This window comes from Pseudomonas sp. MRSN 12121 (assembly GCF_000931465.1).
Lineage (GTDB): Bacteria > Pseudomonadota > Gammaproteobacteria > Pseudomonadales > Pseudomonadaceae > Aquipseudomonas.
In genome coordinates this window covers 5,667,505-5,693,674 of sequence record NZ_CP010892.1, presented here as the reverse complement: position 1 = coordinate 5,693,674, position 26,170 = coordinate 5,667,505, and the positions used below count along the sequence as shown (strand labels likewise).

Annotated in this window: 25 protein-coding genes and 1 other RNA gene; 22 read left to right on the top strand and 4 right to left on the bottom strand. The window is 61.8% G+C overall.

Going from position 1 to position 26,170, the window contains the following annotated elements:
* Positions 1–232 precede the first annotated feature (232 nt).
* The 5 genes from petA to TO66_RS25795 all read left to right on the top strand — a co-directional run bounded on the left by petA (position 233) and on the right by TO66_RS25795 (position 4,021).
* Positions 233–826, top strand: a complete 594-nt coding sequence (gene petA / locus TO66_RS25815) for a ubiquinol-cytochrome c reductase iron-sulfur subunit (protein ID WP_007928454.1) — start codon at positions 233–235, stop codon at positions 824–826.
* Complete coding sequence (locus TO66_RS25810; RefSeq protein WP_007928456.1) at positions 826–2,037, top strand: cytochrome bc complex cytochrome b subunit; 1,212 nt, start codon at positions 826–828, stop codon at positions 2,035–2,037. The genes petA and TO66_RS25810 overlap by 1 nt, the downstream gene beginning before the upstream one ends.
* Positions 2,037–2,819 carry a cytochrome c1 gene (locus TO66_RS25805; RefSeq protein ID WP_044464934.1) on the top strand — a complete coding sequence of 261 codons (783 nt, stop codon included), beginning with the start codon at positions 2,037–2,039 and terminating at the stop codon, positions 2,817–2,819. Before TO66_RS25810 ends, TO66_RS25805 begins: the two co-directional genes overlap by 1 nt.
* Positions 2,820–2,970: 151 nt before the next feature.
* Positions 2,971–3,588: a glutathione S-transferase N-terminal domain-containing protein gene (locus TO66_RS25800; protein ID WP_044464933.1), complete on the top strand. Its 618-nt coding sequence runs from the start codon at positions 2,971–2,973 to the stop codon at positions 3,586–3,588.
* A 16-nt stretch (positions 3,589–3,604) separates the two neighbouring features.
* The gene (locus tag TO66_RS25795; protein WP_025806196.1) at positions 3,605–4,021 is read left to right on the top strand and encodes a ClpXP protease specificity-enhancing factor; all 417 of its coding nucleotides are present in this window, start codon (positions 3,605–3,607) and stop codon (positions 4,019–4,021) included.
* Between the two features lie 54 nt (positions 4,022–4,075).
* On the opposite strand, the gene TO66_RS25790 is transcribed toward TO66_RS25795, so the two are convergent.
* The 4 genes from TO66_RS25790 to TO66_RS25775 all read right to left on the bottom strand — a co-directional run bounded on the left by TO66_RS25790 (position 4,076) and on the right by TO66_RS25775 (position 7,537).
* A complete protein-coding gene (locus tag TO66_RS25790; protein ID WP_044464932.1) occupies positions 4,076–4,657 on the bottom strand; it encodes a BON domain-containing protein in 582 nt (193 codons plus the stop codon).
* Positions 4,654–5,247, bottom strand: coding sequence for a phosphoheptose isomerase (locus TO66_RS25785; protein ID WP_007928463.1), 594 nt, complete (start codon positions 5,245–5,247; stop codon positions 4,654–4,656). Before TO66_RS25785 ends, TO66_RS25790 begins: the two co-directional genes overlap by 4 nt.
* Positions 5,248–5,354: 107 nt before the next feature.
* Positions 5,355–5,726, bottom strand: coding sequence for a YraN family protein (locus tag TO66_RS32935; protein ID WP_080925921.1), 372 nt, complete (start codon positions 5,724–5,726; stop codon positions 5,355–5,357).
* On the bottom strand, positions 5,726–7,537 hold the full coding sequence (locus tag TO66_RS25775; RefSeq protein ID WP_044464930.1) for a penicillin-binding protein activator: 1,812 nt from the start codon (positions 7,535–7,537) through the stop codon (positions 5,726–5,728). Before TO66_RS25775 ends, TO66_RS32935 begins: the two co-directional genes overlap by 1 nt.
* Positions 7,538–7,757: 220 nt before the next feature.
* On the opposite strand from TO66_RS25775, the gene rsmI reads away from it, so the two are divergent.
* The 17 genes from rsmI to ftsZ all read left to right on the top strand — a co-directional run bounded on the left by rsmI (position 7,758) and on the right by ftsZ (position 26,125).
* Positions 7,758–8,630: a 16S rRNA (cytidine(1402)-2'-O)-methyltransferase gene (gene rsmI, locus TO66_RS25770; protein ID WP_044464929.1), complete on the top strand. Its 873-nt coding sequence runs from the start codon at positions 7,758–7,760 to the stop codon at positions 8,628–8,630.
* A 73-nt stretch (positions 8,631–8,703) separates the two neighbouring features.
* Positions 8,704–9,057: RNase P RNA component class A (gene rnpB, locus TO66_RS32120), an RNA gene on the top strand.
* Positions 9,058–9,364: 307 nt separating this feature from the next.
* On the top strand, positions 9,365–9,820 hold the full coding sequence (gene mraZ / locus TO66_RS25765; RefSeq protein WP_003205355.1) for a division/cell wall cluster transcriptional repressor MraZ: 456 nt from the start codon (positions 9,365–9,367) through the stop codon (positions 9,818–9,820).
* Positions 9,817–10,764 (top strand): 16S rRNA (cytosine(1402)-N(4))-methyltransferase RsmH, encoded by a 948-nt coding sequence (rsmH, locus tag TO66_RS25760; RefSeq protein WP_044464928.1) that lies wholly within the window; start codon positions 9,817–9,819, stop codon positions 10,762–10,764. The genes mraZ and rsmH overlap by 4 nt, the downstream gene beginning before the upstream one ends.
* Positions 10,761–11,054: a cell division protein FtsL gene (gene ftsL, locus TO66_RS25755; protein WP_009050721.1), complete on the top strand. Its 294-nt coding sequence runs from the start codon at positions 10,761–10,763 to the stop codon at positions 11,052–11,054. The genes rsmH and ftsL overlap by 4 nt, the downstream gene beginning before the upstream one ends.
* Positions 11,054–12,778 carry a penicillin-binding protein 2 gene (locus TO66_RS25750; protein WP_171820098.1) on the top strand — a complete coding sequence of 575 codons (1,725 nt, stop codon included), beginning with the start codon at positions 11,054–11,056 and terminating at the stop codon, positions 12,776–12,778. The genes ftsL and TO66_RS25750 overlap by 1 nt, the downstream gene beginning before the upstream one ends.
* Positions 12,778–14,241, top strand: a complete 1,464-nt coding sequence (locus TO66_RS25745) for a UDP-N-acetylmuramoyl-L-alanyl-D-glutamate--2,6-diaminopimelate ligase (RefSeq protein ID WP_044464926.1) — start codon at positions 12,778–12,780, stop codon at positions 14,239–14,241. The genes TO66_RS25750 and TO66_RS25745 overlap by 1 nt, the downstream gene beginning before the upstream one ends.
* Positions 14,234–15,601: a UDP-N-acetylmuramoyl-tripeptide--D-alanyl-D-alanine ligase gene (gene murF / locus TO66_RS25740; RefSeq protein ID WP_044464925.1), complete on the top strand. Its 1,368-nt coding sequence runs from the start codon at positions 14,234–14,236 to the stop codon at positions 15,599–15,601. Before TO66_RS25745 ends, murF begins: the two co-directional genes overlap by 8 nt.
* The gene (gene mraY / locus TO66_RS25735) at positions 15,601–16,683 is read left to right on the top strand and encodes a phospho-N-acetylmuramoyl-pentapeptide-transferase (protein ID WP_044464924.1); all 1,083 of its coding nucleotides are present in this window, start codon (positions 15,601–15,603) and stop codon (positions 16,681–16,683) included. The genes murF and mraY overlap by 1 nt, the downstream gene beginning before the upstream one ends.
* A 5-nt stretch (positions 16,684–16,688) precedes the next feature.
* Positions 16,689–18,035 (top strand): UDP-N-acetylmuramoyl-L-alanine--D-glutamate ligase, encoded by a 1,347-nt coding sequence (gene murD, locus TO66_RS25730; protein WP_044464923.1) that lies wholly within the window; start codon positions 16,689–16,691, stop codon positions 18,033–18,035.
* Positions 18,032–19,249, top strand: a complete 1,218-nt coding sequence (gene ftsW / locus TO66_RS25725) for a putative lipid II flippase FtsW (RefSeq protein WP_044464922.1) — start codon at positions 18,032–18,034, stop codon at positions 19,247–19,249. The genes murD and ftsW overlap by 4 nt, the downstream gene beginning before the upstream one ends.
* Positions 19,239–20,309, top strand: a complete 1,071-nt coding sequence (gene murG, locus TO66_RS25720; protein WP_044464921.1) for an undecaprenyldiphospho-muramoylpentapeptide beta-N-acetylglucosaminyltransferase — start codon at positions 19,239–19,241, stop codon at positions 20,307–20,309. The genes ftsW and murG overlap by 11 nt, the downstream gene beginning before the upstream one ends.
* Positions 20,302–21,759, top strand: coding sequence for a UDP-N-acetylmuramate--L-alanine ligase (gene murC / locus TO66_RS25715; RefSeq protein WP_044464920.1), 1,458 nt, complete (start codon positions 20,302–20,304; stop codon positions 21,757–21,759). The genes murG and murC overlap by 8 nt, the downstream gene beginning before the upstream one ends.
* Positions 21,756–22,724, top strand: coding sequence for a D-alanine--D-alanine ligase (locus tag TO66_RS25710; RefSeq protein ID WP_044464919.1), 969 nt, complete (start codon positions 21,756–21,758; stop codon positions 22,722–22,724). Before murC ends, TO66_RS25710 begins: the two co-directional genes overlap by 4 nt.
* A gap of 4 nt (positions 22,725–22,728) precedes the next feature.
* Positions 22,729–23,595, top strand: a complete 867-nt coding sequence (locus TO66_RS25705; protein WP_044464918.1) for a cell division protein FtsQ/DivIB — start codon at positions 22,729–22,731, stop codon at positions 23,593–23,595.
* A 14-nt stretch (positions 23,596–23,609) separates the two neighbouring features.
* Positions 23,610–24,869 (top strand): cell division protein FtsA, encoded by a 1,260-nt coding sequence (gene ftsA / locus TO66_RS25700; protein ID WP_044464917.1) that lies wholly within the window; start codon positions 23,610–23,612, stop codon positions 24,867–24,869.
* A 65-nt stretch (positions 24,870–24,934) separates the two neighbouring features.
* On the top strand, positions 24,935–26,125 hold the full coding sequence (gene ftsZ / locus TO66_RS25695; RefSeq protein ID WP_044464916.1) for a cell division protein FtsZ: 1,191 nt from the start codon (positions 24,935–24,937) through the stop codon (positions 26,123–26,125).
* The last annotated feature ends 45 nt before the right edge of the window (positions 26,126–26,170 follow it).

The following is a 26,170-nucleotide window of genomic DNA, read 5'->3' as shown; positions in this document are numbered from 1 at the left end:
CCAGTCTCCTCGCGGAGCTGGGCGTTTTTTTATGGGTGATTATTTTGCTGTGTGACAACTTGCCACATCCGTGGAGCCCCTATACTACAGGGCCTGGAGCCGGACCAAGTTGGTAATTACCTTGTCAGAGTAGGGGCTTTTCATTACCATTCGGCAAAATTTTTATAAGTTCAGATTTTTACTTAGTAGATGCCTGATTTAACAGGCCACAAAGCTGATGGGAGAGGACTGAATGAGCAATGACGGCGTGAATGCAGGCCGGCGTCGCTTCCTTGTAGCAGCTACATCCGTGGTAGGTGCTGCAGGAGCGGTGGGGGCTGCGGTCCCGTTCGTGGGGTCATGGTTTCCCAGTGCCAAGGCGAAAGCCGCAGGTGCACCGGTGAAAGTGAATATCAGCAAAATCGACCCAGGTCAGCAGATGATTGCTGAATGGCGGGGTCAGCCGGTATTTATCGTCCGCCGCACGCAGGAGATCCTGGGGAATCTCAAGAAAATCGAGGGTCAACTGTCTGACCCGGACTCCAAGAACTCGGTTCAACCGACCTACGTCGATCCAGAAGTGCGTTCGATCAAGCCAGAGATTCTGTTGCTGATCGGCATCTGCACTCACCTGGGTTGTTCTCCGACTTTCCGCCCCGAAGTGGCGCCTGCGGATCTGGGCAAGGATTGGGTAGGTGGCTATTTCTGCCCTTGCCACGGTTCCCACTACGATCTGGCTGGCCGCGTCTACAAGTCGCAACCTGCGCCTTTGAACCTGCCAGTACCCCCGCATTCCTATGAGTCGGATGACCTTATCGTCATTGGCGTCGATACGGAGAAAGCGTGATGAGCAAGTTCATGGATTGGGTTGATGCGCGCTTCCCCGCGACCAAGATGTGGGAAGACCATCTCAGCAAGTATTACGCTCCGAAGAACTTCAACTTCTTCTATTTCTTTGGCTCCCTGGCCCTGCTGGTCCTGGTCAATCAGATCGTTACCGGTGTCTGGCTGACCATGAGCTACACCCCGTCGGCGGAAGAGGCATTTGCCTCTGTCGAATACATCATGCGCGACGTCGAGTACGGCTCGATCCTGCGCCTGCTGCACTCCACTGGCGCCTCGGCGTTCTTCATCGTGGTCTACCTGCATATGTTCCGTGGCCTGCTCTACGGTTCGTACCAGAAGCCACGTGAGCTGGTCTGGCTGTTCGGCATGCTGATCTACCTGGCGCTGATGGCCGAAGCCTTCATGGGCTACCTGCTGCCTTGGGGGCAAATGTCCTATTGGGGCGCCCAGGTGATCATCTCGCTGTTTGGTGCGATTCCGGTCATCGGCAACGACCTGACCCAGTGGATCCGTGGTGACTACCTGATTTCCGGTATTACCCTGAACCGCTTCTTCGCCTTGCACGTAGTGGCCCTGCCGATCGTGATTCTCGGTCTGGTGGTGCTGCACATCCTGGCGCTGCACGAAGTCGGCTCGAACAACCCGGACGGCGTGGATATCAAGAAGCACAAGGACGAGAACGGCGTACCGCTGGACGGCATCGCGTTCCATCCGTACTACACCGTGAAAGATATCGTGGGTGTGGTGGTGTTCCTGTTCATCTTCTGTTCGATCGTGTTCTTCTTCCCGGAAATGGGTGGTTATTTCCTCGAGAAGCCGAACTTCGAACAAGCCAACCCGTTCAAGACGCCTGAGCATATTGCGCCGGTTTGGTACTTCACGCCGTTCTACGCGATTCTGCGTGCGGTTCCGGACAAGTTGCTGGGTGTCATCGCGATGGGCGCGGCGATCGCTGTGCTGTTCGTGCTGCCCTGGCTTGATCGCAGCCCGGTCAAGTCCATGCGTTACAAGGGATGGCTGAGCAAGATCTGGCTGGTGGTGTTCTGCATTTCGTTCGTGATCCTGGGGATCCTGGGCGTTCTGGCACCCACTCCGGGCCGTACGTTGCTGTCGCAGGTATGTACCTTCCTGTACTTCGCCTACTTCATTCTGATGCCGTTCTACACCAGGCTCGAGAAGACCAAACCGGTTCCGGAAAGGGTGACTGGCTGATGAAAAAGCTATTTGCTGTACTGATTCTTGCTGCTATGCCTGTACTGTCCTTCGCGGCCGAACACGGCGGTCCCGAGCTGGAAAAAGTCGACATCGACGTCTCCGACAAGGCCGCCATGCAGGATGGCGCGCGGACATTCGCCAACTACTGCATGGGCTGCCACAGCGCCAAGTTCCAGCGTTACGAGCGCGTCGCCGATGATCTGGGCATCCCTCATGATCTGATGATGAGCAAGCTGGTGTTCACCGGTGCGAAAATCGGCGATCACATGAGCATCGGCATGCAGCCGGCGGACGCCAAGACCTGGTTTGGTGCGGCTCCGCCCGACCTGACCCTGGTGGCTCGCGTGCGCGGTACCGACTGGCTCTACGGTTACCTGCGTTCGTTCTACGAAGACCCGGCACGCCCTTGGGGTGTGAATAACAAGGTCTTCCCGAACGTCGGCATGCCGAACGTCCTGGTCGGCCTGCAGGGTCGCCAGGTGGTTGGCTGCAAACAGGTGCAGATCGTCGAGGATGGCAAGAAGCAATACGATCCGCTGACCGGCACTCCATTGACCCACGAGGCCTGCGATCAGCTGACCGTGCTGCCAAAAACCGGCACGCTCAACGAGGCGCAGTTCGACGAGAAGGTCAAGAACCTGGTGACTTTCCTGGCTTACTCGGCTAACCCGGTCAAGCTGGAGCATCAACGTATCGGCACCTATGTGTTACTGTATCTGGCCTTCTTCTTTGTGTTCGCCTATCTGCTCAAGCGCGAATACTGGAAAGACGTTCATTGATAAAGCTGTAGTTCACTGCTGTTAATCGTGCGCGCCCAAGGGCGTCTCTGAAGGTGTAACGAGTCTGGTTCATCCAGGCGTTACGGGAGGCGCCCTCTGGGCGCGCTCGTTTTTCTGCTTCCGATAATTTCAACAAGCGAGGAGGACCGCCATGGGCGTGACCAATCGGTTGGCCTGTTACTCCGACCCCGCCGACCACTATTCCCACCGAGTACGTATCGTGCTTGCAGAGAAGGGTGTCAGCGCCGAGATCATCAGTGTGGAGGCGGGGCGTCAGCCGCCGAAGCTGATCGAAGTGAACCCTTACGGCAGTCTGCCCACCCTGGTCGATCGCGACCTGGCGTTGTGGGAGTCGACCGTGGTGATGGAATATCTGGATGAGCGTTACCCGCACCCGCCACTCCTGCCGGTTTATCCCGTGGCGCGTGCCAACAGCCGTCTGCTGATCCATCGGATCCAGCGTGATTGGTGTGGGCTGGTGGATCAGATTCTGGATTCCCGGACCAAGGAAGCCGCTCGCGTCCAGGCTCGTAAAGAGCTGCGCGAGAGCCTGACCGGGGTTTCGCCGCTGTTCGCGGAGAAGCCGTTTTTCCTCAGTGAGGAACAAAGCCTGGTCGATTGCTGCCTATTGCCAATACTCTGGAGATTACCGATTCTGGGTGTTGAATTGCCACGGCAAGCCAAGCCGTTGCTTGATTACATGGAGCGCCAGTTCGCCCGTGAGACGTTCCAGGCGAGTCTGTCTGGCGTCGAACGCGACATGCGCTGAGGCTTAAGGAGCCGCTATGAACTCCAGTCGACCTTATCTGGTCCGCGCGCTCTATGAGTGGATTGTGGACAACGATTGCACCCCGCACATGCTGGTCAATTCCGAATATCCTGCGGTGCAGGTGCCTCAGGGGTTTGCCAGTGACGGGCAGATCGTCCTGAATATTTCGCCGAGCGCCGTGCGCCATCTGCACATGGACAACGAAGTGGTGACTTTCGAGGGGCGCTTCGGTGGTGTGCCGCATAGCCTGTACGTGCCTGTGCCGGCGATCCTGGGGATCTATGCCCGGGAGAATGGCCAGGGCATGGTGTTCGATCTGGAGTCGCCCTTGGATGACGAGGACGACGAAATCGAGCCGGATGATGATATTCCACCACCGGACAACGAGCCGCCGCGCCCCAGTGGCCGGCCCAGCCTGAAAGTCGTGAAGTAATAAAAAAGGCGATCCAACCGGATCGCCTTTTTCATGTCTGGCTACTAGCCGGGATCAGTCGATGTACTCGAACACCTTGACGATTTTCTGTACCCCGGAAACGCCCTGTACCACATCGCTGGCGCGGGTGGCTTCCTGCCGGGTTACCAGCCCCATCAGATAGACGATGCCGTTCTCGGTGATGATCTTGATGCGCGAATCCGGGACGTTGCTGTTGGCCAGCATCTGGGTCTTGATCTTGGTCGTCAGCAAGGCATCGTTGCTGATCGCCAGCAAGGTGATGGGTTGCATGATTTGCAGCTCGTTATGCACTTTCTTTACGCGTTGTACGCCGCTGGCGGCTTGTTCGGCTGCGGCCTTGAGGTCCTCACGAGGCGTTTGCCCGACGAGCAGTACCACGCCGTTGAAGCTGGTCACGCCTACGCGCGAAGAGCCGTTGTCCAGATCCGGGTTGGCTTTGGCAACGTTGACCTCGACCTTGGTCTTGATCAACGAGTCATCGATCTTGCTGCCGAAGGTACGGGTACCGCGGTCGTCTTCGATCGGGCTTTCGCGGGTTGCGGTAATCACCGAGCTGCAACCGCTGATGCTCAAGGCGAGGGTCAGGGCCAGTAGGCCAAGGCGATTAGGGGTCATTCTTCACTCCCGAACAATTGGCTGTCGATCAGGTCGCAGAGGCAGTGGATCGCCAGCAGGTGGACTTCCTGGATACGTGCGGTGACATTGGCGGGTACGCGAATCTCGACGTCTTCCGGCAAGAGCAGGGAGGCCATGCCGCCGCCATCGCGACCCGTCAATGCTACGACAATCATTTCGCGATCATGTGCGGCCTGGATCGCTTGAATGATGTTCGCCGAATTGCCGCTGGTGGAAATGGCCAGCAGCACATCGCCGGGCTGGCCCAGGGCGCGAATCTGTTTGGAAAAGACTTCGTTGTAGCTGTAGTCGTTGGCGATCGAGGTGATCGTCGAGCTGTCGGTGGTCAGTGCGATGGCTGGCAGGCTCGGACGCTCGCGTTCGAAACGGTTGAGCAGCTCGGAAGAAAAATGCTGGGCATCGCCGGCCGAGCCGCCATTGCCGCAGGAAAGCATTTTTCCTTCGTTGAGCAGGGCGTTGACCATGACTTGGCTGGCTTGCTCGATGTGCGGTGCAAGAACGTCCATCGCCTGCTGCTTGGTGTCGATACTGGCCTGGAAAAGCTGGCGAATTCGGGATTGCATGTCCATCTGTGTGACCTTAAGTGGCGCGGCTTTCTCGCACGTGAATGTGCTGCCCGCAAAGCAAAGAGCAATAGTGTTGAATGAAAATATCCGGCTCGGCCCGAGAGCGTCGATCAGCTATCAAAGGCATTCCGTAGCCAGTTCAAATGAGTTGTCGTGCCTGGGGCGCTGTCTATGGCGACCACATCGAAACGGCAAGGGTGGTTGGACCAGCGCGACTCGCGCTGCAGGAAAAGCTGCGCGGCAAGTATCAGTTTCTGGCGCTTGCGCGCGTCGATACTGCCCAGTGCGCCACCCCATTGCGTGTGTTGTCTGTAGCGGACTTCGACGAATACTACTGTATCGCCGTCAAGCATGACCAGATCAAGCTCGCCACGCTTGCACGACCAGTTCCGCGCCAGCAGGCGCAGCCCCTGTTGTTCAAGATGCCGCAGCGCCTGGGCTTCGGCATCCTGACCGCTTTGCTGGCGGGATCTTTGTAGCATTAACGCGGGGTGTCGGGCAGTCGAGTGATCTGGCCGCTGACGAACTCCGCCCATGGCAGCTGGCGTTGAACGCGTTGGCTCGGGCTCATGCTCAGGCTGCCAGACAGGCCTTCGATACGGCTATCCGGCAGGGCCTTGAGCTGCCCCAGGCTTGGTGCCAGGCGATAGGCATCGGCACCCATTGCGTACAGCCGGCCCAGGCTGCCACCAGCCTGCGGCCATTGTGCGGCTACCTGCTTGCGCAGCGGGTCGTTGGCGTCCAGCAGCCAGGGCGTTTCACAGAAGCGCACGCCATTCATGTCGTTGTACTGGTTCTGGTCACCGCTGGCGCTGAAAACATGGGAGGTGGCATAGACCGGAACGTCGCCAGCGTACTGGAAGTTCAGTGTCGGCTTGATCTGCTGCGCCTGCTGAGGAGTGGAAGCCAAGAAAATGAACTCGATGTCCTGACGACGCGACGGTTGTGCCGCTACTTGGGTGCCGGCAGCGTTTTGCAGGCTCTTGGCGCGTGCTTCGCTCTGGCGCAGTTGGAACAGGTCGGCGATCTGCTGGGCCAGGGCTACTGGCTGGTCGACACGTTCGATACCGACCACGTTGCCGCCATTGGCTTCCCAGTCCTGGCGGAAGGCCTTGAGTACGCGGTCACCCCATTCGCCTCGTGGTACCAGGACGGCGGCGCGATGCAAGCCATCGGCGCGGGCGCGGCGGGATACTTCGCGAGCTTCGTCTTCGGCCGCCAGGCCAAACTGGAACAGCTGCGCGGGGGCCTGTTCACCTTCGCTGTAGTTCAAGGCCAGCGTGGTGATAGGAAGTTGCGGGCGGGCGGCGAGCTGTTTGACCAGCGGTTTTTCCAGCGGACCAACGACCAGTTGCACGCCATCGGCCTGGGCCTTGCGATAGAAATCATCCAGCGAAGTCAGGCGCGAGCTGTCGTAGAGCTCGATGCTGGGTGGTTTCTGCCCGGCTTGCTGGGCTTGATAATGCGCGGCCATGAAACCATCGCGAAGAGCCTTGGAGACCGCGGCCAATGGGCCCTCTTGCGGCAACAGCAGGGCGATCTTCGACAGAGGCTGGCTGGCTAGTTCCTTGAGCTTGGTCAGTGGCAACGGCAGTTGAATGGCTGCCGGGTGCTTGGGGTTCTGGGCGCGCCAGTTGTCGATAGCAGCCTGCTGTTGTTCCAGGGTGCCGGCGGTTTTTACCGCCAGGGCCAGGCTCATCCAGCCTCCCAGGTCATCGTTGCCGCCAGCCTGCAGTTGATCGGTCGGCAAGCTGGCAATCAGTGTCCAGATGGCCTCATGGTTCTTGCTTGCGGCGTCACCCTTGAGCAGTGGGGCGATGAAAATACGTTCGCGTGCCGCGGCAAGTGCCTGGCCGTCAGCTTCGAGTGCGCGGGCGTGCACGGTGCCCGTGCGGATCTGCTGGTCTTCCGGCAGTTCACCGAGGCGTTGCAGGCTTGGGTGGCTCAGGGCGGTCAGGGCTGCCTTCGGCTGGTTTCGGCTCATCGCCAGTTCCGCCGCCAGGGTGCTGGCGAACACCTGTTGGCCGGGCTTGAGCTGCTCCATCGGCACTTGTTGAAGAATTTGCGCGGCCTGGCCAGCGTTGCCCTGGCGATAGGCCAGGTCGGCGGCGCTCAGGCGCAGCAGGGCGGCCTTGTCGGGTGTTTTGCTGTTGGCGGCCTGCTCGAGCAATTGCTCGATGCTGGCATCCGGCGTCCGTGGAAGTTCGCCAAGGCTGGAGGAGGGCGAGCTGGCGCAGGCCGCGAGGAGGGCGGCGAGGCAGAGGGCAGAGAACAGCCGCAGGCAAGCGATCATGTAAGTGTTCCTGATACTCGATCAAATTAGCGTGGAATTGTACCCAAGCACTGGCCGGGGCGCGATGTTACTGGCAATAAACCGTCTATTTTAGGTCGTGCAAATGTTGCAGCGCTGCTGGAATGGCGTGTCATGTCACAGGCGCGACGCACCGGCAACACGTATTCCGAAGGCTTCTACGCGCTACAATGTCGCTTTTACCGATCAAGAGGTGTGCGCTTTGACTGTTCCAGGTGCTTTGAATTCCGCTGCTGGCTCGCTTTATGTGGTGGCGACGCCCATCGGCAACCTGGACGACATCAGTGCCCGGGCCTTGAAGATTTTGCAAGACGTGGCACTGATCGCCGCCGAAGATACGCGTCACTCGCAGCGCTTGCTGCAGCACTTCGGGATTTCTACGCCGCTGGCGGCCTGTCATGAGCATAACGAGCGCGATGAGGGTAGTCGTTTTCTGATGCGTCTGTTGGCCGGGGACAGCGTTGCGCTGATTTCCGATGCGGGGACGCCCTTGATCTCCGATCCGGGTTATCACTTGGTGCGGCAGGCGCGGGCGGCGGGTATCAATGTGGTTCCGGTACCGGGAGCCTGTGCCTTGATTGCAGCGCTGTCGGCGGCGGGCCTGCCTTCCGATCGCTTTATCTTCGAGGGATTCCTGCCGGCCAAGGCCGTCGGGCGGCGTGGGCGTCTCGAGCTATTAAAGGAAGAACCGCGCACGTTGATTTTTTATGAGGCGCCGCATCGCATCCTCGAGTGTCTGCAGGATATGGAGCTGGTCTTTGGGGGCGAGCGTCCGGCATTGCTCGCTCGTGAGCTGACCAAAACCTTCGAAACCCTCAAGGGCTTGCCGCTCGCCGAGCTGCGGGCATTCGTCGAGGCGGATAGCAATCAGCAGCGTGGCGAGTGTGTGGTGCTGGTCGCGGGCTGGTCCGCCCCCGAAAGCGATGAGGCCGTGAGTAGCGAAGCGATGCGGGTTCTCGATCTGTTGCTCAAGGAGATGCCGCTCAAGCGGGCCGCGGCCTTGGCAGCGGAAATCACCGGCGTGCGCAAGAATGTTCTCTATCAGGTCGCGCTGGATAAACAGAAAAGCGAGTAAACGCGACTGGCGGAGTGGCAAAAGGCTTTTAGCGCTTGTTCTTCCGCCGCTCTGCCGTTAACCTGCGCGGCGGAGAGTCGATTGGACAGTCGCTGCCCTCTATGAGAATTAGAGGGGGGAGGAAAGTCCGGGCTCCATAGGGCGGAGTGCCAGGTAATGCCTGGGGGGCGTGAGCCTACGGAAAGTGCCACAGAAAATAACCGCCTAAGCACTTCGGTGCCGGTAAGGGTGAAAAGGTGCGGTAAGAGCGCACCGCACGTCTGGTAACAGTTCGTGGCTAGGTAAACCCCACTCGGAGCAAGACCAAATAGGGTTCCAAGGCGTGGCCCGCGCTGGAACCGGGTAGGTTGCTAAAGATGTCCAGTGATGGCCATCGTAGAGGAATGACTGTCCTCGACAGAACCCGGCTTACAGATCGACTCTCCACCTTTCCCTCCCTGCTTGAATCCATAGCAGAAGCCCTTTTGTAATATCGAAAAGTTCTTACTCTTAATAAATCACTTTAACTTCGCGACGTAGCTTCTTGATTGAAGTGAAGTTGTTGTGCCAATTCCCTCGCCAAATTCCCGTTACCCCTCCTTTTGATCTCCTAAATCTCCGTTCTATAAGGCTTTTCCGTCGATCGGTGCCTTGACGGTGTGGTGGGCGCATTCCTATAGTGTGCGCAAGTGGCGGAAAGTGGCATGAAGTGGGTTTTTTGGACGTAAAACGCTAAAATTTGGAGAAACGCTGACGTGTTTCGCGGAGCTAACGCTATCAGTCTCGACGCCAAGGGCCGTCTCGCCATGCCGAGTCGGTACCGTGACGAGCTCGTTTCGCGTAGTTCCGGGCAACTTATCGTCACTATCGATGCCGTTGATCCCTGTTTGTGTGTTTACCCCCTCGATGAGTGGGAAATCATCGAAACCAAATTGCGTGCCCTGCCTTCGCTGCGTGAAGAAAACCGTCGCTTGCAGCGTTTGCTGATTGGTAATGCCGTCGACCTCGAACTCGACGGCAGTGGTCGTTTTCTGGTTCCGCCTCGTTTGCGCGAATACGCCAAGTTGGATAAGCGCGCGATGCTGGTGGGCCAACTGAACAAGTTCCAGCTGTGGGACGAGGATGCCTGGAATGCTGTGTCTGCAGCGGACCTGGCAGCTATTCAACAACCGGGCGCCATGCCCGATGAACTGCGTGATTTGATCCTGTGACTATTGATAGCGGCTTTAACCACATCACCGTACTGCTTGACGAGGCTGTCGAGGCTCTCGCTGTACGTCCTGATGGCTGCTATCTGGACGGCACCTTCGGTCGCGGGGGGCATAGTCGCCTGATCCTCAGCAAGCTCGGGCCGGATGGCCAGTTGCTCGGATTCGACAAGGATCCTCAGGCGATTGCCACCGGGCAAGCGCTAGCGGCCGAAGACGGCCGCTTTGTCGTTGTGCAGCGCAGCTTTGCCGAGCTGGGTTCGGAAGTGGCCGAGCGCGGCCTGGACGGCAAGGTCAGCGGCGTGCTGCTCGATCTTGGTGTGTCGTCCCCGCAGCTTGACGATCCCGAGCGCGGTTTCAGCTTTCTCAACGACGGCCCCCTGGACATGCGCATGGACCCGACCCGCGGGATCAGCGCGGCCGAGTTCATCGCCACCGCTCCGGTCGAAGAAATTGCCCGGGTGTTCAAGGAGTACGGCGAAGAGCGTTTTGCCGGTCGCATGGCGCGTGCCGTGGTCGAGCGCCGGGAAGTCCAGCCGTTCGAACGGACTGGCGATCTCGCTGAAGTCTTGAAAGTCGCGAACCCTGCGTGGGAAAAGGGCAAGAACCCGGCCACCCGCGCGTTCCAGGGATTGCGCATTCATGTCAACAATGAGCTGGGCGATCTCGAAGCCGGTCTCGAGGCCGCGCTGGAGTCTCTCGAAGTGGGCGGTCGCCTGGTGGTGATCAGCTTCCACTCTCTGGAAGACCGCATCGTCAAACTGTTCATGCGCAAGCTGGTAAAGGGTGAAACCGACAACCTGCCACGCAACCTGCCGGTGCGTTTCGAAGCGTTCGTGCCGAAAATCAAGATCCATGGCAAAGCGCAGTTCGCCTCCGAGGCCGAGCTCAAAGCCAACCCGCGTGCCCGTAGTGCTGTCATGCGCGTTGCGGAGAAGTTGCGGTGAGCAAGCTTTTCGCCAAGCCACTTCCAGGCGGGAGCTTTTTCATGCTCCTGCTGTTCATAGGCGTCCTGGTGTCCGCGATTGCGGTGTCCTACAGCGCGCACTGGAACCGTCAGTTGCTCAACACGCTGTACGGTGAGTTGAGTGTGCGCGACAAGGCGCAGGCTGAGTGGGGCCGGCTGATTCTGGAACAGAGCACCTGGACCGCCCATAGCCGGATCGAAGTGCTGGCCACCGAACAACTGAAAATGCGAATTCCTGGCGCGGCCGAAGTCCAGATGGTGGCGCCATGATGAAGCTTGAAGGCGCGCTCTTTCCCTGGCGATTCCGCCTGGTGCTGGGATTGCTCGGCGTCATGGTGGCGGCGATCGCCTGGCGCATCATCGACCTGCAAGTGGTCGACCGTGACTTCCTCAAGGGGCAAGGCGACGCACGCAGCGTTCGGCATATCCCGATCCCGGCTCACCGCGGCTTGATCACTGACCGTAACGGCGAGCCGCTGGCGGTCAGTACGCCTGTGACCACCCTGTGGGCCAACGCCAAGGAAATGCAGCAGGCCAAGGACAAGTGGCCCGCATTGGCGGCCGCCCTGGGGCAGGATCCCAAGGCGCTGGCCGAGCGTCTCGAGGCGCAGGCCAATAAAGAATTCATTTACCTGGTGCGTGGGCTGACCCCCGAGCAAGGCCAGCAGGTGCTCGACCTCAAGGTGCCGGGCGTCTATGGCATCGAAGAGTTCCGGCGCTTCTACCCGGCGGGTGAAGTGACCGCGCACATGGTCGGCTTTACCGATATCGACGATCGCGGGCGCGAAGGTGTCGAGCTGGCCTATGACGAATGGCTGGCCGGAGTCCCGGGCAAGCGGCAGGTCATCAAGGATCGGCGCGGCAGACTGATCAAGGATGTCCAGGTCACCAAGAACGCCAAGGCCGGAAAGCCCTTGGCGTTGTCGATTGACCTGCGCCTGCAATATCTGGCCAACCGCGAATTGCGCAACGCCATTGTCGAGAACGGCGCCAAGGCCGGTAGCCTGGTCATCATGGATGTGAAGACCGGCGAGATCCTCGCCATGGTCAACCAGCCGACCTACAACCCGAACAACCGTCGCAACCTGCAACCGGCGATGATGCGCAACCGCGCGATGATCGACGTGTTCGAACCGGGTTCGACCATGAAAGCCATTTCCATGAGTGCGGCGCTGGAAACCGGTCGCTGGAAGCCGAGCGATACCGTCGAGGTCTACCCGGGCACGCTGCAGATCGGCAAGTACACCATCCGTGACGTCTCCAAGACCGAAGGCGCAGTGCTCGACCTGACCGGGATTCTGATCAATTCCAGTAACGTCGGCATGAGCAAGATCGCCTTCGACATTGGTGGCGAAACCATTTTCCGCCTGGCTCAGAAAATCGGCCTCGGCCAAGACACAGGCCTCGGTTTCCCCGGTGAACGTGTCGGCAACCTGCCGAATTACCGGGAGTGGCGTAAGGCCGAGACCGCTACCTTGTCCTACGGCTACGGTATTTCGGTGACGGCGATCCAGCTGGTTCACGCGTTTTCGGCGCTGGCCAACAATGGTCGCATCGCGCCGCTGACATTGATCAAAACCGACAAGGCTCCGCAAACCACCCAGGTGATCCCGGAAAAGGTCGCCAAGACCATGCAAGGCATGTTGCAGCAGGTGATCGAGGCTCCGCGTGGCGTATTCCGCGCCCAGGTGCCGGCTTATCACGTGGCCGGCAAGAGTGGTACCGCGCGCAAAACGTCGGTGGGCACCAAGGGCTATGCCGAGAACTCCTATCGCTCGTTGTTCGCCGGCTTCGGCCCGATGAGCGATCCGCGCTACGCCATCGTCGTGGTGATCGACGAGCCGAGCAAGGCTGGTTATTTCGGTGGCCTGGTATCGGCGCCGGTGTTCAGCAAAGTGATGTCCGGCACCCTGCGCCTGATGAACGTCTCGCCGGACAACCTGCCGACCACCCAACAAGCCAATGCGGCACCAGCTAAAGGAGGGCGTGGCTGATGTCTCTTAGCCTGAACACTATTTTCGCCCATGCTGGTCGTGACCTGCTGATTCGCGAATTGACCCTGGACAGCCGCAACGTGCGCGCCGGCGATCTGTTTCTCGCGGTTCCAGGTGGCAAGTTCGACGGTCGGGCGCACATCGCCGATGCGTTGCAGCGCGGCGCTGCCGCGGTGGCTTACGAAGTCGAGGGTGCGACCGTCCTGCCGATTACCGATGTGCCGCTGATTCCGGTCAAGGGGCTGGCGGCGCAATTGTCGAGCATCGCCGGGCGTTTTTACGGCGATCCAAGCCGTAGCCTGAATCTGATTGGCGTGACCGGCACCAACGGCAAGACCAGCGTCACCCAGTTGGTAGCGCAGGCGCTCGACCTGTTGGGCCAGCGCTGCGGCATTGTCGGCACCCTGGGCAGCGGCTTCTATGGCGCGCTGCAAAGCGGGCTGCACACCACGCCGAACCCGATTGCGGTGCAGGCTACCCTGGCGGACCTGAAAAACTCCGGTGCCAAGGCCGTGGCGATGGAAGTGTCGTCCCACGGGCTCGACCAGGGGCGGGTCACTGCGCTGGCGTTCGACGTGGCGGTGCTGACCAACCTGTCCCGCGACCACCTGGATTATCACGGCACGATGCAAGCCTATGGCGCTGCCAAGGCCAAGCTGTTCGGCTGGGCCGACCTGGGTTGCCGCGTCATTAATATCGACGACGAGTTCGGCCGGTTGTTGGCCAGCGAAGAGCAGGATTCGCGGCTCATCACTTATAGCCTCGAGGATCCCCAGGCCTACCTGTATTGCCGTGAAGCCCAGTTCGATGACGAAGGCGTGCGTGCGACCCTGGTGACCCCGCAAGGCGAGCATCATCTGCGCAGCACCCTGCTGGGGCGTTTCAACCTGAGCAACGTGCTGGCGGCGGTGGGGGCCTTGCTCGGCCTGGAATACCCGCTCGACGAAATCCTGCGCGTGCTGCCGAAGCTGGAAGGACCAGCCGGCCGCATGCAGCGCCTGGGTGGCGGTTCGCAACCGTTGGTGGTGGTCGACTATGCCCACACTCCGGATGCCCTGGAAAAAGTATTGCTGGCCCTGCGTCCGCACGCCAAGGGCCGCTTGTTGTGCCTGTTCGGTTGCGGCGGCGATCGCGATCGCGGCAAGCGCCCGCTGATGGCCGAAGTGGTCGAGCGCCTGGCCGATGGCGTGCTGGTCACCGATGACAACCCGCGTACGGAAGATCCGTTGCAAATTTTCGATGACATCCGTGTCGGCTTCAGCGCGGTGGACAAAGTCGACTTCGTGGCCGGTCGTGGTCCTGCGATTGCCCAGTTGATTGCCGGCGCTTCGGCAGACGATGTGGTTGTCCTGGCCGGCAAGGGGCATGAGGACTATCAGGAAATCAACGGCGTGCGGCTGGACTTCTCCGACCTGGTGGAAGCCGACCGAGCGCTGACGGCGTGGGAGGTGGCCCATGCTTAAGGCCCTGAAACTCAGCGACATCAGCGTGCCGTTGGCGGGTCGCCTGCTGGCTGGCGATTGCAGCTTTGATGGCGTGAGCATCGACAGCCGGGCGATCAAGCCGGGCCAACTATTTATTGCCCTGGCGGGCCCGCGTTTCGATGGCCATGACTACCTGAATGACGTCGCGGCCAAGGGCGCCGTCGGCGCTTTGGTCGAGCACGAGGTGCCGGACAGCACGCTCCCGCAATTGCTGGTCAGCGACACCCGCAAGGCACTTGGCCAACTGGGCGCGTTGAATCGCGCGGCGTTCACCAAGCCGGTGGCGGCGGTGACCGGTTCCAGCGGCAAGACCACGGTCAAGGAAATGCTGGCAAGCATCCTGCGTACCCGTGGGCCGGTACTGGCCACGCGCGGCAACCTGAATAACGACCTGGGCGCACCGTTGACCCTGCTGGAGCTGACGGCGGAGCACACCGCGGCGGTGATCGAGCTGGGGGCGTCGCGTATTGGCGAAATCGCCTACACCGTCGCAATGACCAAGCCGCAGGTCGCCATTATCAATAACGCCGGTACCGCGCACGTGGGCGAGTTCGGCGGTCCGGAAAAAATCGTCGAGGCCAAGGGCGAGATTCTCGAGGGGCTGGAGGCTTCCGGCATCGCCGTGCTGAATCTCGACGACAAGGCTTTCCCGATCTGGAAGGCTCGCGCTGCCGGTCGCCAGGTGCTGAGTTTCGCCCTGACCAACGAGGCGGCCGACTTTCATGCCTCGAATATCCAACGCGATGCCCGGGGCTGCCCGAACTTCACGCTGCACGGCGGCAACGGGACCGAGCAGGTCCAACTGAATCTGCTGGGCACCCATAACGTGGCCAATGCCCTGGCCGCGGCTGCCGCGGCCCACGCCCTGGGTGTGTCGCTGTTCGGCATCGCTACCGGCCTAAACGCGGTGCAGCCGGTCAAGGGGCGTACGGTCGCCCAATTGGCGAAGAACGGCATGCGGGTGATCGACGACACCTATAACGCGAACCCCACGTCCATGTGCGCCGCCGTCGATATACTGGCCGGCTTTTCCGGTCGCACCGTCCTGGTACTCGGAGATATCGGCGAGCTGGGTGATTGGGCGGAGCAGGGGCACCGCGACGTGGGCGCTTATGCCGCCGGCAAGGTCTCGGCGCTCTACGCCGTGGGTCCGATGATGGCCCATGCGGTCGCGGCTTTCGGTGACCACGGCCAGCACTTTGCAACCCAGGCCGAGCTGATCGCAGCCCTGGGTGCCGAGCAAGATACAAACACCACCATTTTGATCAAGGGATCACGCAGCGCGGCGATGGAAAACATCGTCGTGGCCTTGTGCGGTTCCAGCACGGAGAAACATTGATGCTGCTGCTGCTAGCGGAGTACCTGCAACAGTTCTACAAAGGCTTCGCGGTCTTTCAGTACCTGACCCTGCGCGGGATTCTCGGGGTACTGACTGCACTGGTGCTGTCCTTGTGGCTGGGGCCGTGGATGATCCGCACGCTGCAGAACCGCCAGATCGGTCAGGCGGTGCGTAACGACGGGCCGCAATCGCACCTCTCCAAGTCGGGCACCCCGACCATGGGCGGCGCGCTGATCCTGTCGGCCATCGGTGTCAGCACCCTGCTGTGGGCCGACCTGAGCAACCGCTATGTGTGGGTGGTGCTGCTGGTCACCCTGTTGTTCGGCGCCATCGGCTGGGTCGACGACTATCGCAAGGTGATCGAGAAGAACTCGCGCGGCCTGCCTAGCCGCTGGAAGTATTTCTGGCAGTCGGTATTTGGCCTGGGCGCGGCGATTTTCCTCTATGTCACGGCGCAGACGCCGGTCGAAACCACGTTGCTGATCCCCATGCTCAAGGATTTCAGCATTCCCCTGGGCGTCGGTTTCGTGGTCCTGACCTATTTCGTGATCGTCGGCTCCAGCAACGCAGTCAACCTGACTGACGGTCTCGACGGCCTGGCGATCATGCCGACCGTGATGGTGGGCGGCGCCCTGGGCATCTTCTGCTACCTGTCGGGTAACGTGAAATTCGCCGAGTACCTGCTGATCCCTTACGTGCCGGGCGCGGGCGAGCTGATTGTGTTCTGCGGCGCGTTGATCGGCGCCGGGCTGGGCTTCCTGTGGTTCAACACCTATCCGGCACAGGTCTTCATGGGTGACGTCGGCGCGCTGGCGCTGGGTGCGGCCCTGGGCACCATCGCGGTGATCGTCCGCCAGGAAATCGTCCTGTTCATCATGGGCGGCGTGTTCGTGATGGAAACCCTGTCCGTGGTCATCCAGGTCGCTTCCTTCAAGCTGACCGGCCGCCGCGTGTTCCGCATGGCGCCGATTCACCACCACTTTGAACTCAAGGGCTGGCCCGAGCCGCGCGTGATCGTCCGTTTCTGGATCATCACCGTGATTCTCGTGCTGATCGGCCTTGCCACCCTGAAGCTGAGGTAGAACGAGTGTCCCTGATCGCTTCTGACCACTTCCGCATTGTTGTCGGCCTCGGCAAGAGCGGCATGTCCCTGGTTCGCTTCCTGGCGAACCGGGGTGTGTCGTTTGCCGTCGCCGATACGCGGGAGAATCCACCGGAGCTGGCCACGCTGCGCCGTGACTATCCGCATGTGGAGGTTCGTTGTGGCGAGCTGGACGTCGAGTTCCTGTGCCGTGCCGACGAGCTCTACGTGAGCCCGGGCCTGGCCCTCGCGACCCCGGCCCTGCAAGCCGCCGCTGCCCGCGGGGTGAAACTTTCCGGCGATATCGAGCTGTTCGCGCGTAACGCGAAGGCGCCGATCGTCGCCATCAGCGGTTCCAATGCGAAGAGCACCGTGACCACCCTCGTCGGGGAGATGGCCGCAGCCGCCGGCAAGCGGGTCGCCGTGGGCGGCAACCTGGGTACGCCGGCGCTGGATCTGCTCAGCGACGACGTCGAGCTATACGTCATGGAACTGTCCAGCTTCCAGCTGGAGACCACCGATCAGTTGGGGGCCGAAGTGGCCACCGTGCTGAATATCAGCGAAGACCACATGGACCGCTACAGCGGCCTGCCGGCCTATCACCTGGCCAAGCACCGGATCTTCCGTGGCGCCCGGCAAGTGGTGTTCAACCGCCAGGATGCCCTGACCCGGCCATTGGTCGGCGAAGGCCTGCCGTGCTGGACCTTCGGCCTGAGCAAGCCGGACTTCAAGGCATTCGGTCTGCGCGAGGAGAACGGCGAGAAGTACCTGGCCTTCGAGTTCCAGAACCTGATGCCGGTGCGCGAGCTGAAGATCCGTGGCGCGCATAACCAGTCCAACGCCCTGGCGGCATTGGCCCTGGGGCATGCGGTCGGCCTGCCGTTCGACGCCATGCTGGCGGCCCTGCGTACCTTTGCCGGCCTCGAGCATCGCTGCCAGTGGGTGCGCGACCTGGATGGCGTGGGTTACTACAACGATTCCAAGGCCACCAACGTCGGCGCCGCATTGGCAGCCATCGAAGGCCTGGGCGCGGACATTGAAGGCAAGATCGTGCTGATCGCCGGCGGCGACGGCAAGGGTGCCGAGTTCAAGGACTTGCACGATCCGGTGGCAGCCAACTGCCGCGCGGTGATCCTGATGGGGCGGGACGCCGAGCAGATCGGCGAGGCCGTCGGCGACTCCGTGCCGCTGATTCGCGCAGGTTCCCTGCTCGAAGCCGTGGCGCAAGGCCGTGCCGTTGCCCAGTCGGGCGACGTGGTGTTGCTGTCGCCAGCCTGCGCCAGTTTCGACATGTTCAAGAACTACGAAGACCGTGGTCACCAGTTCGTCCGCGCCGTGGAGGAACTGGCATGAACCTGAGAAACATCATCAAGCCTTACCCGTCGCCGCTGATCACCGGGCGTGGCATCGACCTCGACTTCCCGATGCTCGCCGGTTGCCTGACGCTGCTCGGCCTGGGGCTGATCATGATCGCCTCGGCGTCCACCGAAGTGGCCGCCGCGCAGTCGGGCAGTGCCCTGTACTACATGATTCGCCACCTGATCTACGTCGTGCTGGGGCTTGGCGCCTGCATCGTCACCATGATGATTCCGATCGCCACCTGGCAGCGCCTGGGCTGGATGATGCTGATCGGGGCGTTCGGTCTGCTGGTGATGGTGATCATCCCGGGCATCGGCCGTGAAGTGAACGGCTCGATGCGCTGGATCGGCTTCAGCTTCTTCAACGTCCAGCCGTCCGAGATCGCCAAGGTATTCGTGGTGATCTATCTCGCCGGTTATCTGGTGCGTCGCCAGAAGGAAGTGCGCGAAAGCTGGATGGGCTTCTTCAAGCCGTTCATCGTGCTGCTGCCGATGGCCGGCCTGTTGCTGATGGAGCCGGACTTCGGCGCCACCGTGGTCATGATGGGCGCCGCGGCGGCGATGCTGTTCCTTGGCGGGGTCGGGCTGTTCCGTTTTTCCCTGATGGTGGTCCTGGCGGTGGCGGCGGTGGTATTGCTGATCCAGATGCAGCCGTACCGGATGGCGCGCCTGACCAACTTCGCCGACCCCTGGGCCGACCAGTTCGGTGCCGGTTACCAGCTGTCCCAGGCCCTGATCGCGTTCGGCCGTGGCGAATGGCTGGGCGTTGGCCTGGGCAACAGCGTGCAGAAACAGTTCTACCTGCCGGAAGCCCACACCGACTTCGTGTTCTCGGTCCTGGCCGAAGAGCTGGGGGCCGTGGGCTCGCTGTGCACCGTGGCGCTGTTCGTCTTCGTCTGTATCCGCGGCATGTACATCGGCCTGTGGGCGGAGAAGGCCAAGCAGTTCTTTGCCGCCTATGTCGCCTATGGCTTGTCGTTCCTGTGGATCGGCCAGTTCCTGATCAACATCGGGGTGAACGTCGGCCTGTTGCCGACCAAGGGCCTGACCTTGCCGTTCCTCAGTTATGGCGGCAGTTCGTTGGTGATCTGCTGTGCCTGCCTGGGCTTGTTATTGCGCATCGAGTGGGAGAGTCGGACCCACCTTGGCAGCGAAGAGATGGAATTCAGCGAGAGCGACTTCGCCGAGGAGCCAAGCCATGGGCGCTAACGTGCTGATCATGGCCGGCGGCACCGGCGGCCACGTATTCCCGGCGCTGGCCTGTGCCCGCGAGTTCCAGGCGCGCGGTTATACCGTGCACTGGCTCGGGACCCCGCGCGGCATCGAGAACGAGCTGGTGCCGAACGCCGGCCTGCAACTGCACCTGATCAACGTCAGTGGCCTGCGGGGCAAGAGCAAGCTGTCGCTGCTCAAGGCGCCCTTCGTGCTGATCAAGGCCGTGTTGCAGGCGCGCCGAATCATTCGTCAGCTCAAGCCGGTCTGCGTGCTGGGCTTTGGCGGTTATGTGACCGGCCCTGGCGGAGTCGCGGCAAAACTGTCCGGCGTGCCGGTCATCGTTCATGAACAGAACGCGGTCGCGGGTACCGCCAATCGGCTGCTGGTGCCGTTGTCGGCCCGAGTCTGCGAAGCTTTCCCGGACACCTTCGGGGCCTCCAGCAGCCGGCGTACCACCGGCAATCCGGTGCGCACCGAACTGTTCCTCGATACACCGCGCGAGGCCCTGGCCGGACGCAAGGCGCGTTTGCTGATCCTAGGCGGAAGCCTGGGCGCAGAGCCGTTGAACAAGTTGCTGCCTGAAGCCCTGGCGCTGGTCTCCCCCGAGCTGCGTCCGGAAGTGTTTCACCAGGCCGGCAAAAACCACGATGAAGTGACTGCAGAGCGCTATCGCGCCGCTGGCGTCGAGGCGCAAGTGCAGCCGTTCATCAAAGACATGGCCCAGGCCTACGGCTGGGCTGACTTGGTGGTCTGTCGCGCAGGCGCGTTGACCGTCAGTGAACTGGCTGCCGCCGGTCTGCCTTCGATGCTGGTGCCTTTGCCCCACGCCATCGACGATCACCAGACCCGTAATGCCGACTATTTGGCTCGTGAAGGCGCTGCCTTCCTGATGCCGCAAAGAACGACTGGCGCAGCGGACCTTGCCGCTCGCCTGACAGAGGTTTTGATGCAACCGGAACGACTCAACAGCATGGCCGGCGCAGCCCGCCGCCTGGCCAAACCCGATGCCACCCGTAACGTGGTCGATATCTGCCTGGAGGTGGCCCATGGTTGAGAATCAGAAAGCCATGCCACAACCGGAAATGCGCCGCATCCGCCGCATCCACTTCGTCGGTATCGGCGGCGTGGGCATGTGCGGGATCGCCGAAGTGCTGCTGAACCTGGGTTACCAGGTTTCGGGTTCCGACCTCAAGGCATCGCCGGTGACCGAGCGCCTCGAATCCTTTGGTGCGCAGATCTTCATCGGCCATCGCGCCGAGAACGCTGCCAATGCCGATGTACTGGTGGTCTCCAGCGCCGTGAACACCTCCAACCCGGAAGTGGCCACCGCCCTGGAGCGCCGGATTCCGGTGGTGCCACGCGCGGAAATGCTCGCCGAGCTGATGCGCTACCGGCATGGCGTCGCCGTGGCCGGCACCCATGGCAAGACCACGACCACCAGCCTGCTCGCGTCGGTATTCGCCGCCGGTGGCCTGGACCCGACCTTCGTCATCGGTGGCCGGCTCAATGCCGCGGGCACCAATGCGCAGTTGGGCACCAGTCGCTACCTGATCGCCGAAGCCGATGAAAGCGACGCCAGCTTCCTGCACCTGCAACCGCTGGTGGCGGTGGTGACCAACATCGACGCCGACCACATGGCGACCTACGACGGCGACTTCAACAAACTGAAGAAAACCTTCGTCGAGTTCCTGCACAACCTGCCGTTCTACGGCCTGGCCGTGCTGTGCCTGGACGATCCGGTAGTGCGTGAGATCCTGCCGTTGGTCAAGCGTCCGACCGTCACCTACGGTTTCAACGAAGACGCCGACGTCCGTGCCATCAATGTACGTCAGCAGGGCATGCAGACCTTCTTCACCGTGTTGCGCCCCGATCGCGAGCCGCTGGACGTCTCGGTGAACATGCCGGGCAACCACAACGTGCTCAACGCGTTGGCGACCATCTGCATCGCCACCGACGAAGGCATCAGCGATGAAGCCATCGTCCAGGGCCTGTCGGGCTTCCAGGGCGTCGGCCGACGCTTCCAGGTCTACGGCGAACTGCCGGTGGACGGCGGCAACGTGATGTTGGTGGACGACTACGGCCACCACCCGACCGAAGTGGCGGCGGTGATCAAGGCCGTGCGCGGTGGCTGGCCGGAGCGTCGCCTGGTGATGGTCTACCAGCCGCACCGCTTCAGCCGCACCCGCGACCTGTACGACGACTTCGTCCAGGTGCTGGCCGATGCCAACGTGCTGCTGTTGATGGAAGTCTACCCGGCGGGCGAAGAGCCGATCCCCGGGGCAGACAGCCGTCAGCTGTGCCACAGCATCCGTCAACGCGGCCAGCTGGACCCGATCTACATCGAGCGTGGGGTCGACCTTGCGCCGCTGGTCAAGCCGCTGCTGCGTGCCGGCGACATCCTGCTGTGCCAGGGTGCCGGTGATATCGGCGGGCTTGCGCCGAAGCTGTTGAACAGCCCGTTGTTCGCGGGTGCCGTGCCAGCCGGCCAGGGGAAGTCGAAATGACCGCCGCCTACGCCACGCTGTTTTCGACCCTCGCGCCGCAGGACTTCGGCCGTGTCGTCGTGCTGTTCGGCGGCAAGAGCGCCGAGCGCGCCGTTTCGCTGAAGTCTGGCAATGCCGTGCTGGAAGCGTTGCTGAGCGCCGGTGTCGACGCCTTTGGCATCGATGTTGGCGACGACCTGTTGCAGCGTCTGTTGAACGAGAAGATCGACCGCGCCTTCATCATCCTCCACGGCCGCGGCGGTGAAGACGGCAGCATGCAGGGCCTGCTGGAGTGCCTGGGGATTCCCTACACCGGCAGCGGCATCCTGGCTTCGGCGCTGGCGATGGACAAACTGCGTACCAAGCAGGTCTGGCACAGCCTCGGTATTCCGACGCCACGCCACGCCGTGCTGGGCTCCGAGGCTGACTGTATTCACGCGGCTGCGGAACTGGGCATGCCTTTGATCGTCAAACCGGCGCATGAAGGTTCCAGTATCGGCATGGCCAAAGTGAACTCCGCGTCCGAGCTGATCGACGCCTGGAAAGCGGCCAGCACCTACGATTCGCAAGTCCTGGTCGAACAATGGATTCAAGGTCCGGAGTTCACCATTGCCACGCTGCGCGGCCAGGTGTTGCCACCGATCGCCCTGGGCACGCCGCACACCTTTTACGACTACGACGCCAAGTACCTGGCCTCCGATACCCAGTACCGGATCCCATGCGGCCTCGACAGCGACAAAGAGCAGGAGCTCATGGACCTGACGGCGAAAGCCTGCGGGGCGCTCGGTATCGCCGGTTGGGCGCGTGCCGACGTGATGCAGGATGCCGACGGCCAGTTCTGGTTCCTGGAAGTGAACACCGCTCCCGGCATGACCGATCACAGCCTGGTTCCGATGGCGGCCCGCGCCGCCGGTCTGGATTTCCAGCAGCTGGTCCTGGCCATCCTGGCAGAAAGTGTCGTCCGTAACGCAGAGCCGAGGGGTTAAGGCCATGCAAGGCGCGCATCTACGTCATCAGCAACCCGCACCCGGCCGCAAGCCGGTGCCGCGTGGTGCCAGCCGAATGGTGGCCAAGGAGCCGATGTCGGCGCGCCTGCCGAAAGCCAATTTCGGTGTGCTGAAAAGCCTGATGTGGCCGGTATTGCTGGTTGCGCTGGGGTTCGGCACCTACGAAGGCGCGCAGCGCCTGTTGCCGTATGCCGACCGGCCGATCACCAAGGTCGCGGTGCAGGGCGACCTGAGCTACATCAGCCAGCAGGCGGTGCAGCAGCGGATCGCGCCTTATGTCGCGTCGAGCTTCTTCACCATCGACCTGGCGAGCATGCGCACCGAGCTGGAACAGATGCCGTGGATCGCGCACGCCGAAGTGCGGCGCGTGTGGCCGGACCAGGTGGTGATCCGCCTGGAAGAACAATTGCCGGTGGCCCGCTGGGGCGACGAGGCGCTGTTGAACAACCAGGGCCAGGCCTTCACGCCGCGTGAACTGGCGAACTATGAGCACTTGCCACAGTTGTTCGGCCCACAGCGGGCCCAGCAGCAGGTGATGCAGCAATACCAGGTCCTGAGCCAGATGCTTCGGCCGTTGGGCTTCTCCATTGCTCGTCTGGAGTTGCGCGAACGCGGCAGCTGGTTCCTGACCACGGGCGCCGGCAGTGCCGGCCCTGGCATCGAGCTGTTGCTCGGACGCGATCATCTGGTGGAGAAGATGCGCCGCTTCATTGCCATTTATGAAAAAACGCTGAAAGAACAGATTACGAACATCGCGCGCATCGACCTGCGTTATGCCAACGGCCTGGCCGTCGGCTGGCGGGAACCAGTTGCGCCCACGACGGCCCAACCCGCCGTCGCGAAGAATTAAGAAGAGGCAGGACCATGGCAAACGTGCAAAGCGGCAAAATGATCGTCGGTCTGGATATCGGCACCTCCAAGGTGGTGGCGCTGGTGGGCGAGGTCGCGGCCGATGGCACGCTGGAAATCGTCGGTATCGGTACCCATCCGTCGCGCGGCCTGAAGAAGGGCGTGGTGGTGAATATCGAATCCACCGTTCAATCGATCCAGCGTGCGGTAGAAGAGGCGCAACTGATGGCCGGCTGCCGTATCCACTCGGCATTCGTCGGTGTGGCGGGCAATCACATCCGCAGCCTGAACTCCCACGGCATCGTGGCTATCCGCGATCGCGAAGTGAGTTCGGCGGACCTGGAACGGGTACTCGACGCGGCACAGGCCGTGGCGATCCCGGCCGACCAGCGAGTGCTGCACACCTTGCCGCAGGACTACGTGATCGATAACCAGGAAGGCGTTCGCGAGCCCCTGGGCATGTCCGGCGTGCGCCTGGAAGCCAAGGTGCACGTGGTGACCTGCGCGGTGAATGCCGCCCAGAACATCGAGAAATGCGTGCGCCGCTGCGGCCTGGAAATCGACGACATCATTCTCGAGCAACTGGCCTCGGCGTACTCGGTGCTCACCGACGACGAGAAAGAGTTGGGCGTGTGCCTGGTGGATATCGGCGGCGGCACCACCGACATGGCGATCTTCACCGAAGGTGCGATCCGCCATACCGCGGTGATTCCGATCGCCGGCGATCAAGTGACCAACGACATCGCCATGGCGCTGCGCACGCCGACCCAGTACGCCGAAGAGATCAAGATCCGCTACGCCTGCGCCCTGGCCAAGCTGGCCGGTGCCGGCGAAACCATCAAGGTGCCGAGCGTCGGCGACCGTCCGCCGCGCGAGCTGTCGCGCCAGGCCCTGGCCGAAGTGGTCGAGCCGCGCTACGACGAGCTGTTCACCCTGATCCAGGCCGAGCTGCGCCGCAGCGGCTACGAAGACCTGATCCCGGCCGGCATCGTGCTGACCGGTGGCACCTCGAAGATGGAAGGTGCGGTCGAACTGGCCGAGGAGATTTTCCACATGCCGGTGCGCCTGGGCGTGCCGCACACCGTCAAGGGCCTGTCCGACGTGGTGCGCAACCCGATCTATTCCACCGGCGTGGGCCTGCTGTTGTACGGGCTGCAGAAGCAGTCCGACGGCATTTCGTTCTCCGGCATCGGCAGCCGGGACAGCTACAGCAGCGACGAACCCAAGGCGGCCCTGCTCGATCGCATCAAGAGCTGGGTGCAGGGCAACTTCTGAAGATTTACCGCAACACCGTTGTAAGCAGTAGGCGAAAAAACTAGAGAAATGAAAGGAGAGGGAAAATGTTCGAACTCGTAGACAACATCCCCGCAAGCCCGGTGATCAAGGTTATCGGTGTCGGCGGTGGCGGCGGCAACGCTGTCAATCACATGGTCAAGAGCAACATCGAGGGCGTCGAGTTCATCTGCGCCAACACCGATGCTCAGGCGCTGAAGAACATCGGCGCGCGGACCATCCTGCAACTGGGTACCGGCGTCACCAAGGGCCTGGGTGCCGGTGCCAATCCTGAAGTCGGCCGTCAGGCCGCGCTGGAAGACCGCGAGCGCATCGCCGAAGTGCTGGCGGGCACCAACATGGTGTTCATCACCACCGGCATGGGCGGTGGTACCGGTACCGGTGCCGCGCCGATCATCGCCGAAGTGGCCAAGGAAATGGGCATCCTCACCGTTGCGGTGGTGACCCGTCCGTTCCCGTTCGAAGGCCGCAAGCGCATGCAGATCGCCGATGAAGGCATCCGCGCGCTGAGCGACAGCGTCGATTCGTTGATCACCATTCCCAACGAAAAGCTGCTGACCATCCTCGGCAAGGACGCGAGCCTGCTGTCGGCTTTCGCCAAGGCCGACGACGTGCTGGCCGGTGCCGTTCGCGGTATCTCCGACATCATCAAGCGTCCGGGCATGATCAACGTCGACTTCGCCGACGTGCGCACCGTGATGAGCGAAATGGGCATGGCAATGATGGGCACTGGCTGCGCCAGCGGTCCTAACCGTGCGCGTGAAGCCACCGAGGCGGCGATCCGCAACCCGCTGCTGGAAGACGTGAACCTGCAAGGCGCACGCGGCATCCTGGTGAACATCACCGCCGGTCCCGACCTGTCCCTGGGCGAGTACTCCGACGTGGGTAGCATCATCGAGGCCTTCGCTTCCGAGCATGCGATGGTCAAGGTCGGCACCGTGATCGATCCGGACATGCGCGACGAGCTGCATGTGACCGTGGTCGCCACTGGCCTGGGTGCAAAAATCGAGAAGCCTGTGAAGGTCATCGACAACACCGTTCAGACCACCATGGCCGCTGCACAGGCGCCAGCACCTGCCCGTCAGGAACTGCCGTCGGTCAACTACCGTGACCTGGACCGTCCGACCGTGATGCGCAACCAGGCGCAATCGAACGCGGCGACCGCGGCGAAGCTGAATCCGCAAGATGATCTGGACTATCTGGACATCCCGGCTTTCCTGCGTCGTCAGGCCGATTGATGGAATGTATCAGGGGTATAAGGGTGATTGGTGTTCAGCAAAGGT

What these genes read in the sequence shown, in the direction of transcription:
- mraY (WP_044464924.1), top strand. Translation starts at nt 15,601, where the DNA reads ATGCTGCTGCTGCTAGCGGAGTACCTGCAACAGTTCTACAAAGGCTTC.
- TO66_RS25750 (WP_171820098.1), top strand. Translation starts at nt 11,054, where the DNA reads ATGAAGCTTGAAGGCGCGCTCTTTCCCTGGCGATTCCGCCTGGTGCTG.
- ftsA (WP_044464917.1), top strand. Translation starts at nt 23,610, where the DNA reads ATGGCAAACGTGCAAAGCGGCAAAATGATCGTCGGTCTGGATATCGGC.
- murF (WP_044464925.1), top strand. Translation starts at nt 14,234, where the DNA reads ATGCTTAAGGCCCTGAAACTCAGCGACATCAGCGTGCCGTTGGCGGGT.
- TO66_RS32935 (WP_080925921.1), bottom strand. Translation starts at nt 5,726, where the DNA reads ATGCTACAAAGATCCCGCCAGCAAAGCGGTCAGGATGCCGAAGCCCAG.
- ftsW (WP_044464922.1), top strand. Translation starts at nt 18,032, where the DNA reads ATGAACCTGAGAAACATCATCAAGCCTTACCCGTCGCCGCTGATCACC.
- TO66_RS25710 (WP_044464919.1), top strand. Translation starts at nt 21,756, where the DNA reads ATGACCGCCGCCTACGCCACGCTGTTTTCGACCCTCGCGCCGCAGGAC.
- TO66_RS25745 (WP_044464926.1), top strand. Translation starts at nt 12,778, where the DNA reads ATGTCTCTTAGCCTGAACACTATTTTCGCCCATGCTGGTCGTGACCTG.
- petA (WP_007928454.1), top strand. Translation starts at nt 233, where the DNA reads ATGAGCAATGACGGCGTGAATGCAGGCCGGCGTCGCTTCCTTGTAGCA.
- TO66_RS25705 (WP_044464918.1), top strand. Translation starts at nt 22,729, where the DNA reads ATGCAAGGCGCGCATCTACGTCATCAGCAACCCGCACCCGGCCGCAAG.
- murG (WP_044464921.1), top strand. Translation starts at nt 19,239, where the DNA reads ATGGGCGCTAACGTGCTGATCATGGCCGGCGGCACCGGCGGCCACGTA.
- TO66_RS25805 (WP_044464934.1), top strand. Translation starts at nt 2,037, where the DNA reads ATGAAAAAGCTATTTGCTGTACTGATTCTTGCTGCTATGCCTGTACTG.
- TO66_RS25785 (WP_007928463.1), bottom strand. Translation starts at nt 5,247, where the DNA reads ATGGACATGCAATCCCGAATTCGCCAGCTTTTCCAGGCCAGTATCGAC.
- murC (WP_044464920.1), top strand. Translation starts at nt 20,302, where the DNA reads ATGGTTGAGAATCAGAAAGCCATGCCACAACCGGAAATGCGCCGCATC.
- TO66_RS25775 (WP_044464930.1), bottom strand. Translation starts at nt 7,537, where the DNA reads ATGATCGCTTGCCTGCGGCTGTTCTCTGCCCTCTGCCTCGCCGCCCTC.
- TO66_RS25790 (WP_044464932.1), bottom strand. Translation starts at nt 4,657, where the DNA reads ATGACCCCTAATCGCCTTGGCCTACTGGCCCTGACCCTCGCCTTGAGC.
- ftsZ (WP_044464916.1), top strand. Translation starts at nt 24,935, where the DNA reads ATGTTCGAACTCGTAGACAACATCCCCGCAAGCCCGGTGATCAAGGTT.
- TO66_RS25810 (WP_007928456.1), top strand. Translation starts at nt 826, where the DNA reads ATGAGCAAGTTCATGGATTGGGTTGATGCGCGCTTCCCCGCGACCAAG.
- TO66_RS25800 (WP_044464933.1), top strand. Translation starts at nt 2,971, where the DNA reads ATGGGCGTGACCAATCGGTTGGCCTGTTACTCCGACCCCGCCGACCAC.
- TO66_RS25795 (WP_025806196.1), top strand. Translation starts at nt 3,605, where the DNA reads ATGAACTCCAGTCGACCTTATCTGGTCCGCGCGCTCTATGAGTGGATT.